Raw genomic sequence first — 12,989 nt, 5'->3', positions numbered from 1 at the left:
CAGGAGACACAGCACGATGCGCATCGGAGTCCTCACGGCAGGCGGCGACTGCCCCGGCCTGAACGCAGTGATCCGGTCGGTCGTGCACCGTGCCGTGGACCATTACGGCGACGAGGTCATCGGCTTCGAGGACGGCTACGCCGGGCTCCTGGACGGCCGTTACCGGGGGCTGGACCTCAACGCGGTGAGCGGCATCCTGGCCCGCGGCGGCACCATCCTCGGCTCCTCCCGTCTGGAGCGCGACCGGCTGCGCGAGGCCTGCGAGAGCGCCTCCGACATGATCCACGACTTCGGCATCGACGCGCTCATCCCGATCGGCGGCGAGGGCACGCTGACGGCGGCGCGGATGCTGTCCGACGCCGGACTGCCGGTGGTGGGCGTGCCCAAGACGATCGACAACGACATCTCCTCCACCGACCGCACCTTCGGCTTCGACACGGCCGTCGGCGTCGCCACCGAGGCGATGGACCGTCTGAAGACGACCGCCGAGTCCCACCAGCGGGTCATGGTCGTCGAGGTCATGGGCCGCCACGCGGGCTGGATCGCGCTGGAGAGCGGCATGGCGGCGGGCGCGCACGGCATCTGCCTGCCCGAGCGCCCCTTCGACCCCGCAGACCTGGTCAAGATGGTCGAGGAGCGGTTCGCCCGCGGCAAGAAGTTCGCGGTGATCTGCGTCGCCGAGGGCGCGCACCCGGCCGAGGGCACCATGGACTACAGCAAGGGCGCGATCGACCAGTTCGGCCACGAGCGCTTCCAGGGCATCGGCACCGCCCTGGCCTACGAGCTGGAGCGACGGCTCGGCAAGGAGGCCCGCCCGGTCATCCTCGGCCACGTCCAGCGCGGCGGCGTGCCGACGGCGTACGACCGCGTCCTCGCGACCCGCTTCGGCTGGCACGCGGTGGAGGCGGCGCACCGCGGCCAGTTCGGGCGGATGACGGCGCTGCGCGGCACCGACGTGGTGATGGTGCCGCTCGCCGAGGCGGTCACCGAGCTGAAGACGGTCCCGAAGGACCGGATCACCGAGGCCGAGTCGGTCTTCTAGGACGGGCCCGCCGGGTCTGACGGCCCGACGGGCGACCGGCCCGCGGACGACCCGCGGGCCTCGCCGGTCAGCGGCCCTTCGCGGTCCCCCTGACCCACCGGTAGACCAGCTCGGGGCGTCCCACCTGCCCGTACAGCGGTTTGCGCTCGGCCCGGCCCGACTCCACCAGATGCTCCAGATAACGCCGGGCCGTGATCCGGGAGATGCCCACCGCCTCGGCCACGCCGGCCGCCGTCAGCCCCTCCTGCGTCTCCCGCACCGTCACCGTGACGCGCTCCAGGGTCGGGGCGCTCAGGCCCTTGGGGAGGGCGGCCGGGCCGGGGGCGCGCAGGGCGGCCAGCGCCCGGTCGACCTCGTCCTGACCGCTCGCCTCGCCGGCCGCGCCGCGGAACTCGGCGTACCGGACGAGACGGTCCCTCAGGGTCGCGAACGTGAACGGCTTCAGCACGTACTGGACGACGCCCAGCGAGACGCCCTCCCGGACCACGGTGAGGTCCCGCGCCGACGTCACCGCGATCACGTCCGCGTGGTACCCCGCCGCCCGCAGTGAGCGGGCCAGCTGCAGCCCGTGCGCGTCGGGGAGGTGCAGGTCCAGCAGAAGCAGGTCCACCGGCGTGCGGTCCAGCAGCCGCCGGGCCTCCGCCCCGGTGTGCGCCTTGCCCACGGCGACGAACCCCGGCACCCGTCCGACGTACATGACGTGGGCGTCCGCGGCGACCGGGTCGTCCTCCACGACCAGCACTCTGATCGGTTCCTCGTTCATCCTCCGCCTCCCGGTCCCGACACGGATCCGGAGGTACCGGACGCGGCCTTCGTACGCAACGGCAGGCGCACCGCGAACTCGGCCCCGCCGCCCGCCGCCTCCGCCACCGACAGCGTCCCCTCGTGCCGCTGCACGGCCTGCCGGGCCAGCGCCAGCCCGAGGCCCCGCCCGCCCGGCCCGGCCGGTTTCGTGGAGAAGCCGCGCTCGAAGACCTGGGAGGCGTGCGCCGGATCCACGCCCGCACCCGTGTCGGCGACCCGGAGCAGCAGCTCGGGGCCCTCCGTGGACGCCGTCACCGTCACCTTGGCGCGGACGCTGCCCTGGGCCGCGTCCACCGCGTTGTCGATGAGATTGCCCAGGATCGTCACCAGATCCCGGGCGGGCAGGGTCTCCGGCAGCAGACCGTCGTCCAGGGTGCTCTCCTGCGAGACCACCAGCTCCACGCCGCGCTCGTTCGCCTGCGCCGTCTTGCCCAGCAGCAGGGCCGCCAGGACCGGCTCGCTGACGGCCGCGACCACCTGGTCCGTCAGGGCCTGCGCCAGTTCCAGTTCCGCCGTCGCGAAGTCCACGGCCTCCTCGGCGCGCCCCAGCTCGATCAGCGAGACGACCGTGTGCAGACGGTTGGCCGCCTCGTGGGCCTGTGAGCGCAGAGCCTGGGTGAAGCCGCGCTCGGAGTCCAACTCGCCCATCAGGGACTGGAGTTCCGTGACGTCCCGCAGGGTCGCCACCGTCCCGCGCCGTTCGCCGCCGGACACCGGGGAGGTGTTCACCACCAGCACCCGGTCCGCCGTCAGATGCACCTCGTCCACCCGGGGCTCCGAGGCGAGCAGCGCGCCCGTCAGCGGGGCCGGCAGGCCGAGCTCCGCCACCGACGTGCCGACCACGTCTCCGGAGACGCCCAGCAGCTCGCGGCCCCCGTCGTTGATCAGGGCCACCTTGTACTGTCCGTCCAGCATCAGCAGCCCCTCACGGACCGCGTGCAGCGCGGCCTGGTGGTAGTCGTGCATCCGGCTCAGCTCGGTCGCGTTCATCCCGTGGGTGTGGCGGCGCAGGGACGCGTTGATGACGTACGTGCCGATCGCGCCGAGCGTGAGCGCGCCGACCGCCCACGCGAACAGGGCCGTCACCTGGTCCTGCACCCGCTCGCTGATCGCCTCGACCCGGATGCCGGCGCTGACCATGCCGATGATCCGCTTGTCGTCGTCCCTGATCGGGGTGACCGCGCGGACCGACGCGCCCAGGGTGCCGGTGTAGGTCTCGGTGAACGTGTGGCCCGCCAGCGCCTTCGCGGTGTTGCCGCGGAAGCGCTGGCCGATCTGGTCCTCGTCCGGGTGGGTCCAGCGGATGCCCGCGGTGTTCATGATCGTCACGAAGTCGACGTCCGTGTCGAGCATGACGCGGTGGGCGTACGGCTGGAGCTCGGCCGTGGGGTTCGCGGTGTGGATCGCCGCCCGGACCGAGGGGGAGTCGGCCACCGAGCGGGCCACCGCCGTGGCCTGGCGGCCCGCGGCCTCCTCGGCCTGCCGGCCGTCGCTGACGTACGTGAACAGCGCATATCCCGCGACCACGACCGCTATCAGCACCGCCTGCATGGCGAACAGCTGGCCGGCCAGGCTGCGGGGACGGGGGAGGACGGGGATGCGCATGCCGTCAGTGTGCCCCCGAGGTCGATCGTGAACTAAATGAACGGAAGGGTGACCGCCCTCACAGCAGCACGGGATAGTCACGGCATCCCCCACAACTCCCCGGACGTGAGCCGCACGCCGGTGATGCCGACGAAGACGTCAAGGAGGGCAGCCGTGGCCGCCAGCAGCACCCCCGATACGGCACCTGCCGCACCCGCCGTGAAGCGGGACCGCACCCACTACCTGTACATCGCGGTGATCGTCGCGGTCGCCATCGGCATCGCCGTGGGTCTCGCCGCCCCCGACTTCGCCGTCGAGCTGAAGCCCATCGGCACCGGCTTCGTGAACCTGATCAAGATGATGATCTCGCCGATCATCTTCTGCACGATCGTTCTCGGCATCGGATCCGTACGGCAGGCCGCCAAGGTCGGCAAGGTCGGCGGCATCGCGCTCGGCTACTTCGTGGTCATGTCGCTCGTGGCGCTCACCATCGGCCTGGTCGTCGGCAACATCCTGGAGCCCGGCAGCGGCCTGCACATCACCGACGCCGTGAAGGAGACCGGCCAGGCGCAGGTCTCGGCCGAGGCCAAGGACACCACCGAGTTCCTGCTCGGCATCATCCCCACCACGATCCTCTCCGCGTTCACCCAGCCGGACGTCCTGCAGACCCTGCTCGTCGCGCTGCTCTGCGGTTTCGCCCTGCAGGGCATGGGCAAGGCCGGCCGGCCGATCCTGCGCGGCGTCGAGCACATCCAGCGGCTCGTCTTCCGCATCCTCGCGATGGTCATGTGGGCCGCCCCGATCGGCGCGTTCGGCGCGATGGCCGCGGTCGTCGGCTCGGCGGGCGTGGACGCGCTCAAGAGCCTCGCCGTCCTGATGCTCGGCTTCTACACCACGTGCTTCCTGTTCGTCTTCATCGTGCTCGGGGCGCTGCTGAGGATCTTCACGGGCCTGAACATCCTGACGTTCTTCAAGTACCTCGCCCGTGAGTTCCTGCTGATCCTGTCCACCTCCTCCTCCGAGTCCGCGCTGCCGCGCCTCATCGCGAAGATGGAGCACCTGGGCGTCAGCAAGCCCGTCGTCGGCATCACCGTCCCGACCGGCTACTCCTTCAACCTCGACGGCACCATGATCTACATGACCATGGCGTCCCTGTTCATCGCCGACGCCATGGGCACGCCGATGTCGATCGGCGAGCAGATCCCGCTGCTGCTCTTCCTGTTCGTCGCCTCCAAGGGCGCGGCCGGCGTCACCGGCGCCGGCATGGCGACCCTGGCCGGCGGTCTGCAGTCGCACAAGCCCGCCCTGGTGGACGGCATGGGCCTCATCGTCGGCATCGACCGCTTCATGAGCGAGGCCCGCGCCCTCACCAACTTCGCCGGCAACGCCGTCGCCACGGTCCTCATCGGCACCTGGACCAAGGAGATCGACAAGGAGCGCGTCCAGCTGGTGCTGGCCGGCGGGCTGCCGTTCGACGAGAAGACCCTGCTCGACCACGACGACCAGGACGACCAGGACGACGTCGCCGCGGCGGACCTGCCCGAGCAGCGCGAAGAGGGCGAGAAGGAACTCGCCAAGGCCTGACGGCCCCACGGACTCCGGGTGTCCGGCCCCGCCTGAACCGGGGCCGGACATCCGGCCGACCCCCTCCCGCCGTTACCGGGCCCCCCGTCTCCGGGGCGGCCCCACCGTCTCCGGGCGGCCGAGCACTCCCCCGTGGCTCGGTTGCCCGGTCCTTTTTGCTTTCCCCGCCCCGCCCCGCCCCGCCCCGCCCCGCCCCGCCCCGCCCCGCCCCGCCCCGCCGCGCCCCGCCGCGCCGCGCCCCGCCCGGCCCCGTGCCCAGCGCTCGTGGACCTGATCCGGGCGGGACCGCCCCGCCCGGTCTGCCGAGGCCGTCCTTCGTCGCGACCAGCCACGCCGCGCCAGTCGCCGCCGTAGGACGCGAGGGCGCGGCAGCCACTCTTGCCCTGACGTCGGCGTCAAGGCTTACGGTCGTGGACATGCGCATCGGAGAGCTGGCCGCGCGGGCCGGGACGACCACCCGGACGCTGCGGTACTACGAGTCGCGCGGGCTGTTGCCCGCGCGGCGCGGCGACAACGGGTACCGGACGTACGACGAGGGCGATCTGCGGCTGCTGCGGCAGATCAGGACGCTCCAGGACTTCGGGTTCGACCTGGAGGAGACCCGGCCCTTCGTGGAGTGTCTGCGGGCCGGGCACCCCCAGGGCGACTCGTGTCCGGCGTCGCTCGTGGTCTACCGCCGCAAGCTCGACGAGCTGGACTCGCTCATCGGCGAGCTGCGGGCGGTCCGCGAGACGGTCGCCGGACAGCTCGTACGGGCCGAACGGGCGCGGGACGAGCTGGCGGCCGAGGCGCTGGTTCCGGGAGGTCCGGAGCCGGGGTGCGAACTGGGAGGGCGGGAGCTGTGATCAAGGCGGACGGCGTGACCGAGGTGACGGACGACGATTTCGAGGCGGAGGTGCTGGCGGCGGAACTGCCGGTGCTCGTGCAGTTCACGGCCGAGTGGTGCGGTCCCTGCCGCCAGCTGGGTCCGGTGCTGGGCAGCATCGCCGAGGAGGAGGGCGAGCGGCTGAAGGTCGTCCAGCTGGACGTGGACCGCAATCCGCGGACCGCGATCGCGTACCACGTGCTGTCGACGCCCACCCTCATGGTGTTCCGGGGCGGTGAGCCGGTGCGGTCGATGGTGGGGGCCCGGCCCAGGCGCCGGCTGCTGGAGGAAATCGCCGACGTGCTCTGATCCGACCGGACAAGCACGGCATACGAAGAAATCCCCCGGGCAATTGTGCCCGGGGGATTTCTCGGCGTATATTGAGTGATTCGCGACTTCATTTGCGTGAAGTCATAATGCGGTTCACTGAAGGCATCATATCCGGGCGGGAGCTGAATTGTCAAACGCCGATTTTGAATTGCAGCGTGAGCAGGAATTCATCGACGATCTGTACGCGCGCGTGGACGCCCTGCGCGGCGACGCCGAGGAGTCCGTCACGGACGCGCTCGCCCAGGGCGACACCCCCATGCAGGCCCGCCTCGAACGGGACATCCTCGTCGCCGAGCGCTCGGGACTGCTCGCCGCGCTGAACGCCGTCGACGGCTCCCTGTGCTTCGGCCGCGTCGACCTCGCCTCCGGAGTCCACCACCACATCGGCCGCATCGGCCTGCGCGCCGGCGACGCCGAACGCACCCCGGTCCTGATCGACTGGCGGGCCGACGTCGCCCGCCCGTTCTACCTCGCCACCGGCCACACCCCGATGGGGCTGCGCAGGAGACGGCACCTCACCAGCGAGGGCCGCCGGGTCACCGCCCTGCACGACGAGATCCTCGACATCGGCGACACCACCCGCACCGGCCACGAGGACCCGACCGGCGACGCCGTCCTGCTCGCGGCGCTCGACTCGGCACGCACCGGCCGTATGCACGACATCGTGCAGACCATCCAGGCCGAGCAGGACGAGATCATCCGCGCACCCCACCGAGGGGTGCTGGTGGTCGAGGGCGGTCCCGGCACCGGCAAGACGGCCGTCGCCCTGCACCGCGCCGCCTACCTCCTCTACGAGCACCGGCAGCTGCTCGCCAAACGGGCGGTCCTGATCGTCGGCCCCAACCCCGCCTTCCTCGGCTACATCGGCGAGGTGCTGCCCGCACTCGGCGAGACGGGCGTGCTCCTCGCGACGGTCGGCGAGCTGTTCCCCGGTGTGCGGGCGACGGCCGCCGACACCCGTGAGGCGGCCGCGGTCAAGGGCCGCGCCGACATGGCGGACGTCCTCGCCGACGTCGTACGCGACTGGCAGGCGCTGCCCGACCCGGTGATCGCGATCGAGCACGACCGCGAGATCCTCATGCTCGACGACGGTCTCGTACAGGTGGCCCGCGAACGCACCCGGGCCGCCGGGCTGCCGCACAACGCGGCCCGCGAGCACTTCGAGGGGCACATCCTCAACACGCTCACCGACATGGTCGCCGAGCGCCTCGGCACCGACCCCTTCGACGGCAGCAACCTCCTCGACCCGAGCGACGTCAGCCAGATCCGCGACGAACTCGCCGAGAACCCCGAGGTGTGGGCCGCCGTCGACCAGCTGTGGCCGCGGCTCACCCCGCAGCGCCTGGTCGCGGACTTCCTCGCCGACCCGGTGGGCTACGTCTCCGACGACGACGCGGCCGTCATCCGCCGCCCGGTGACCCGCGCCTGGACGGTGGCCGACGTGCCGCTCCTCGACGAGGCCGCCGAACTCCTCGGAGAGGACGACCGGCTGACGCGGGCCCGGGCGGAACGGGAACGCGAGACGCAGATCGCCTACGCGCAGGGCGTCCTGGACGTCTCGTACGCCTCCCGCACCTACGAGTTCGACGACAAGGAGGAGGAGGACTCCGAGGTCCTGTCCGCGCACGACATCATCGACGCCGAGCGGTTCGCCGAGCGGCACGAGGAGGACGACCACCGCAGCGCCGCCGAACGCGCGGCGGCGGACCGGACCTGGGCGTTCGGCCACATCATCGTCGACGAGGCGCAGGAGCTGTCGCCGATGGCGTGGCGGCTGCTCATGCGGCGCTGCCCGACCCGTTCCATGACGCTGGTCGGCGACCCTGCGCAGACCGCCGAGGCGGCCGGCGTCGGATCGTGGGCGGACATCCTCGAGCCCTATGTGCAGGACCGCTGGGAGCACACCCGCCTCGGCGTCAACTACCGCACCCCGGCCGAGATCATGGAGGTGGCGGCGGCGGTCGTGCGCGCCGAGCGCCCGGACTTCGCACCGCCGAGCTCGGTCCGGTCCACCGGCGTGCGGCCATGGGCGCGCGCGACCGACGACCTGCCGGGCGCGGTCGCCGAGGCGGTCGAGGAGCTGACGCCCGCCGAGGGCCGGCTCGCGGTCATCGCCCCGCGCGGCCTGCACCGGCGGCTCGCGGCCTGGCTGGACGACGTGACGGCGGGCGCGGAGCCCGACCTCACGCGGACCGTCGTCCTGCTGGACCCCCGCCAGTCCAAGGGGCTCGAGTTCGACTCCGTCCTCGTGGTGGAGCCGTCCCGTTACGGCACCAGCGACCTGTACGTGGCGCTGACCCGCGCGACGCAACGGCTCGGCGTGCTGCACAGCCGCCCCCTGCCGAAGGCGCTGGCCGAGGCGTTCGCAGCGCCCGGGACCGGCACGGTGTGACGTCCGGGCCCGTGACGCTCCCGGCCCACCGCAACGGCCCGCCCCCGGGCCGGTGCGGTGGGCGTGCGGCGGGAGGGCCGTCCGTACGCCCACCGCGCCGGCCCGCGGGGCGGCGCGGGCGCGGGCCGGGTCAGGCGGGCCGCAGCCACACGGTCGCCAGCGGGGGCAGCGTCAGCCGGATGCTCGCGGGGCGGCCGTGCGAGCCCTGCGGCTCCGGCTTGACCGGGTCGGGGTGGCCGACGCCGCTCCCGCCGTACCGTTCGGCGTCGGTGTTGAGGGCCTCGTGCCAGGCCGGGACGTCGTCCGGGACGCCCAGCCGGTAGTCCTGGCGGACGACGGGGGACAGGTTGGAGACGGACAGCAGCAGAGAGCCCTCGGCGTCGCGCCGCAGGAAGGCGAAGACGTTGTCCTCGGCCGCGTCCCCGGCCACCCACTCGAAGCCCGCCGGATCGGTGTCCCGCTGCCAGAGGGCGGGGACCGCCCGGTACACGGCGTTGAGGTCGCGGACCAGGTCCCGCACGCCCCGGTGGTCGGCCTCCGCCCCGTACGCCGGATCCAGCAGCCACCAGTCCGGCCCGTGCGCCTCGGACCACTCCGCGCCCTGCGCGAACTCCTGCCCCATGAACAGGAGCTGCTTGCCGGGATGGGCCCACATGTACGCCAGATACGCCCGCAGGTCGGCGCGCTGCCGCCACCAGTCGCCCGGCATCTTCGACACCAGCGACCGCTTGCCGTGCACGACCTCGTCGTGCGAGATCGGCAGCACGTAGTTCTCGCTGTACGCGTACACCATCGAGAACGTCATCTCGTGGTGGTGGTACCTGCGGTGCACCGGCTCATGGCTCATGTACGCGAGCGAGTCGTGCATCCAGCCCATGTTCCACTTCAGCCCGAAACCGAGCCCGCCGAAGCCGCTGGGGCCCGAGTGGTGCGTGGCACGGGTCACGCCGTCCCACGCGGTCGACTCCTCGGCGATCGTCACGACGCCCGGGTTGCGGCGGTACACCGTCGCGTTCATCTCCTGCAGGAACGCCACCGCGTCCAGGTTCTCCCTGCCGCCGTGCTCGTTCGGCGTCCACTGGCCGGCCTCGCGCGAGTAGTCCAGGTAGAGCATGGAGGCGACGGCGTCCACCCGCAGGCCGTCGATGTGGAACTCCTCGCACCAGTACGTGGCGTTCGCCACCAGGAAGTTGCGCACCTCGCGCCGGCCGAAGTCGAACTCCAGCGTCCCCCAGTCGGGGTGGGCGGCGCGCAACGGGTCCGCGTGCTCGTACAGCGGCCGCCCGTCGAACTCGGCGAGGGCCCACTCGTCGCGCGGGAAGTGCGCCGGCACCCAGTCCATCAGGACGCCGATGCCGGCCCGGTGCAGCGCGTCCACCAGGTACCTGAAGTCGTCCGGGGTGCCGAGGCGGGCGGTGGGCGCGTAGAAGCCGGTGACCTGGTAGCCCCAGGACCCGCCGAAGGGGTGCTCGGCGACCGGCATCAGCTCGACGTGCGTGAAGCCGAGGTCCTGCACATAGGCGGGCAGCTGCTCGGCGAGTTGACGGTACGTCAGCCCCGGCCGCCAGGAGGCAAGATGAAGCTCGTACACGGAGAACGGAGCCTCGTGCACGGGTATCTCGGCCCGCCGGGCCAGCCACTCGGCGTCGCCCCACTCGTACCGCGAGGCGTCCACGACCGACGAGGTGGCCGGCGGGACCTCCGTACGCCGCGCCATCGGGTCGGCGCGCAGGGTGTGCGAGCCGTCGGGGCGGGTGATGTCGAACTTGTACAGCGCGCCCTCGCCGACCCCCGGCACGAACAGCTCCCACACCCCGGACGAGCCGAGGGACCGCATCGGACACCCGGTGCCGTCCCAGTAGTTGAACGTGCCCGCCAGCCGGACGCCGCGCGCGTTCGGGGCCCACACGGCGAAGCCCGTGCCGCGCACCCCCTGGTGGGTCCTCGGGTGCGCGCCGAGCACCGTCCACAGCTGCTCGTGCCGGCCCTCGCCGATCAGATGCAGGTCCAGCTCGCCCAGGGTGGGCCCGAAGCTGTAGGAGTCCTCGGTCTCCACGGTCGTGTCCTCGTACGTCACGAGGAGCCGGTAGTCCGGGGGCCGGTTGAGCGGCAGCAGACCGGAGAAGAAGCCGTCGCCGTCGTCGTGGAGCACGGCGCGCAGCTCGCCGGCGACCACCTCCACCGACCGCGCGTACGGACGCAGCACCCGGAACACCACCCCGCCCGGCGCGGGGTGCGCGCCCAGCACGGAGTGCGGGTCGTGATGTGTGCCCTCCAGCAGACGCGCACGGTCGGCGGCGTCCGGAGCACTCCGGAACTCCGCGACCGCCTCCGGCGAGGGGGCGTCGTCCGAGGTGCTCCGGGACTCCGTGACCGCCCCGGACGAGGGGTCTGCCTCCGGCGGGGGTGCTGCCTGTGGTGAGGGGGCTGCCTCCGGCGGGGGTGCTGCCTGTGGTGAGGGGGCTGCCTCCGGCGGGGGGACTGCCTGTGGTGGGGTGCCCGTCTCCGGTGCGCCGTCCGCCGTCGGGGAGCGGCGCGCCTCCGGTGCGGAGGGGGCCGTCGGTGGTGCGACGGGGGACCTGCTGTTCTGCGTGGCGGCCTTCTCGACCTTCTTCGGGGTCACGTGCGGAGTCTCCTCAAGGCAGGTCGGGGGGTGCGGCGAGGCGTCGTATCGCGGACAGGGGCACGGGAAGCCAGTCCGGCCGGTGCCGGGCCTCGTAGACGACCTCGTAGATCGCCTTGTCCGTCTCGTAGGCCCGCAGCAGCACGGGGTCGGTCCGCGGGTCGACGCCCGCCGCCTCGGCGTACCCCGAGCAGTAGGCCGCCCGGCAGGCGTGCGCCCAGCCCGGGGCCGGCGGGTCGGCGGAGTGGGCCGCGTAGTCGAAGGAGCGCAGCATGCCCGCCACGTCCCGCACGGCCGGCTGCGGCATCCGGCGCTCGCCCAGAGGTCTGGCCGGCTCGCCCTCGAAGTCGATCAGCGACCACTCGCCCGAGGCGGCGCGCAGACACTGCCCGAGGTGCAGGTCGCCGTGGACGCGCTGCGCGGTCCAGGTGCGGCCCTCCGCCGCGAGGTCCGCCAGCGCGGTGAAGGCGGTGCGCAGCGCGGGCGCGTACGGACGCAGCGCGGGCACCGCCTGCGCGGCGGCGTCGAGCCGCTCGGTCATGCCGTGCACGGTAGGCCCCATCTGCGCCTGCCCCAGCGTCGCCGTGGGCAGCGCCCGGGCCAGCGCCCCGTGGACCTCGGCGGTGGCCCGGCCCAGCGCCCGCGCCTCGGCGGCGAAGTCCTCGCCCTTGGCCAGTTCCCGCAGCGCCAGCTCCCAGCCGTCCGCCGCGCCCTGCACATACGGCTGGAGCACGGCCAGGACGTACGACTCGTCCTCGCTGCCGTCGCCGCCGAGGTCGGCGTGCATCCACGCGGTCGGCGCGGGCACCCGGGGACAGCCCTCGCGGGCCAGCGCCAGCGGCAGCTCGAGGTCCGGGTTGACGCCGGGCACGACGCGGCGCAACAGCTTCAGGATGAACGTATCTCCATAGATCACGGACGAGTTCGACTGCTCGCCCGTCAGCCGGCGCGGGACCAGTCCCGACCGGATCTCCTGCTCCGGGTCGCGCTCGCAGCGCAGCGCTCCGATCCGCGTCCCGGTGCGCAGCGCCTCCAGCAGCAGGTCGGCCGGCCGGGTGTCGTACAGCGCGTCGAAGACGGTCCGGCCGGTCAGCGGCCCCTCGGTCACGTGCCCGATCAGCGCGGGGGCCAGCCGGGGCGGCAGGGCCGCGCGGACGCCGATCAGCAGCTGGTAGCAGTCGCCGGGCGCCGCGCCCTGCCGGGCGCGCACCAGCAGGTGGTACAGGCCGAGCCTGGCTCCGGCCGGCAGCAGTTCGGTGGCCGCCACCAGCGAGAACCCGGTGACCGGACGCCCCTTGCCGGCGAACCAGCGCTGCCGGGGCAGCCACTCGCGCAGCAGGGGGTCCAGGGACGCGAGGAGGCCGGCGCTCGTCTTGCCGGAGTGTGTGACAGTTTCCGCCACTGCGTCACATTCCTTTCCCCGGGGGGTCGGGGTGTTACTGATGCGTGCCCCGGGCGGGGCAGAGGAAACCGCCCCGCTGCGGGGTTCTAGACCGCGTCCGTGCGGAGCCGGAACCAGTAGAAGCCGTGGCCGGCGAGGGTGAGCAGGTAGGGGAGTTCGCCGACGGGCGGGAAGCGGACGCCGCCGAAGAGTTCGACGGGGTAGCGGCCGTGGAAGCGGCTGAGGTCGAGTTCGGTGGGCTGGGCGAAGCGGGAGAAGTTGTGCACGCACAGGACGAGGTCGTCCTCGTGTTCGCGCAGGAAGGCGAGGACGGCGGGGTTGGAGGAGGGGAGTTCGGTGTAGGTGCCGAGGCCGAAGGCGGGG

At 72.7% G+C, this 12,989-nt stretch carries 10 protein-coding genes; 5 read left to right on the top strand and 5 right to left on the bottom strand.

The window, feature by feature from the left end; translation table 11 throughout:
- The first annotated feature begins 16 nt into the window (after positions 1-16).
- On the top strand, positions 17-1,042 hold the full coding sequence (locus ACN6LD_RS18125) for an ATP-dependent 6-phosphofructokinase (RefSeq protein ID WP_319195010.1): 1,026 nt from the start codon (positions 17-19) through the stop codon (positions 1,040-1,042).
- Between the two features lie 67 nt (positions 1,043-1,109).
- On the opposite strand, the gene ACN6LD_RS18120 is transcribed toward ACN6LD_RS18125, so the two are convergent.
- Complete coding sequence (locus ACN6LD_RS18120) at positions 1,110-1,805, bottom strand: response regulator (protein ID WP_319195012.1); 696 nt, start codon at positions 1,803-1,805, stop codon at positions 1,110-1,112.
- The gene (locus tag ACN6LD_RS18115; RefSeq protein ID WP_445043740.1) at positions 1,802-3,451 is read right to left on the bottom strand and encodes an ATP-binding protein; all 1,650 of its coding nucleotides are present in this window, start codon (positions 3,449-3,451) and stop codon (positions 1,802-1,804) included. Before ACN6LD_RS18115 ends, ACN6LD_RS18120 begins: the two co-directional genes overlap by 4 nt.
- A 123-nt stretch (positions 3,452-3,574) precedes the next feature.
- Between ACN6LD_RS18115 and ACN6LD_RS18110 the strand changes: the two genes are divergently transcribed.
- The 4 genes from ACN6LD_RS18110 to ACN6LD_RS18095 all read left to right on the top strand — a co-directional run bounded on the left by ACN6LD_RS18110 (position 3,575) and on the right by ACN6LD_RS18095 (position 8,601).
- Positions 3,575-5,014 carry a cation:dicarboxylate symporter family transporter gene (locus tag ACN6LD_RS18110; RefSeq protein WP_445043757.1) on the top strand — a complete coding sequence of 480 codons (1,440 nt, stop codon included), beginning with the start codon at positions 3,575-3,577 and terminating at the stop codon, positions 5,012-5,014.
- A gap of 416 nt (positions 5,015-5,430) precedes the next feature.
- Positions 5,431-5,859 carry a MerR family transcriptional regulator gene (locus ACN6LD_RS18105; protein WP_319197159.1) on the top strand — a complete coding sequence of 143 codons (429 nt, stop codon included), beginning with the start codon at positions 5,431-5,433 and terminating at the stop codon, positions 5,857-5,859.
- Positions 5,856-6,188, top strand: a complete 333-nt coding sequence (locus ACN6LD_RS18100) for a thioredoxin family protein (protein WP_319197161.1) — start codon at positions 5,856-5,858, stop codon at positions 6,186-6,188. Before ACN6LD_RS18105 ends, ACN6LD_RS18100 begins: the two co-directional genes overlap by 4 nt.
- 169 nt (positions 6,189-6,357) lie before the next feature.
- A complete protein-coding gene (locus ACN6LD_RS18095; RefSeq protein WP_445043739.1) occupies positions 6,358-8,601 on the top strand; it encodes a HelD family protein in 2,244 nt (747 codons plus the stop codon).
- A 130-nt stretch (positions 8,602-8,731) separates the two neighbouring features.
- Here the strand turns inward: ACN6LD_RS18095 and glgB are convergent, their stop codons facing one another.
- From glgB to ACN6LD_RS18080, 3 genes are all read right to left on the bottom strand, one after another.
- Positions 8,732-11,224: a 1,4-alpha-glucan branching enzyme gene (gene glgB / locus ACN6LD_RS18090; RefSeq protein WP_445043738.1), complete on the bottom strand. Its 2,493-nt coding sequence runs from the start codon at positions 11,222-11,224 to the stop codon at positions 8,732-8,734.
- 13 nt (positions 11,225-11,237) lie between these two features.
- The gene (locus ACN6LD_RS18085; RefSeq protein WP_445043737.1) at positions 11,238-12,626 is read right to left on the bottom strand and encodes a maltokinase N-terminal cap-like domain-containing protein; all 1,389 of its coding nucleotides are present in this window, start codon (positions 12,624-12,626) and stop codon (positions 11,238-11,240) included.
- A gap of 86 nt (positions 12,627-12,712) precedes the next feature.
- Positions 12,713-12,989, bottom strand: a 277-nt coding sequence (locus tag ACN6LD_RS18080) for an alpha-glucosidase C-terminal domain-containing protein (protein ID WP_445043736.1), incomplete at its 5' end; no start/stop codon positions are given.

The organism is Streptomyces sp. SAS_272 (assembly GCF_052543235.1).
The sequence above is the reverse complement of the archived record's forward strand: the minus strand, read 5'-3'. Positions and strand labels throughout refer to the sequence as shown.

What these genes read in the sequence shown, in the direction of transcription:
- ACN6LD_RS18125 (WP_319195010.1), top strand. Translation starts at nt 17, where the DNA reads ATGCGCATCGGAGTCCTCACGGCAGGCGGCGACTGCCCCGGCCTGAAC.
- ACN6LD_RS18120 (WP_319195012.1), bottom strand. Translation starts at nt 1,805, where the DNA reads ATGAACGAGGAACCGATCAGAGTGCTGGTCGTGGAGGACGACCCGGTC.
- ACN6LD_RS18115 (WP_445043740.1), bottom strand. Translation starts at nt 3,451, where the DNA reads ATGCGCATCCCCGTCCTCCCCCGTCCCCGCAGCCTGGCCGGCCAGCTG.
- ACN6LD_RS18110 (WP_445043757.1), top strand. Translation starts at nt 3,575, where the DNA reads ATGCCGACGAAGACGTCAAGGAGGGCAGCCGTGGCCGCCAGCAGCACC.
- ACN6LD_RS18105 (WP_319197159.1), top strand. Translation starts at nt 5,431, where the DNA reads ATGCGCATCGGAGAGCTGGCCGCGCGGGCCGGGACGACCACCCGGACG.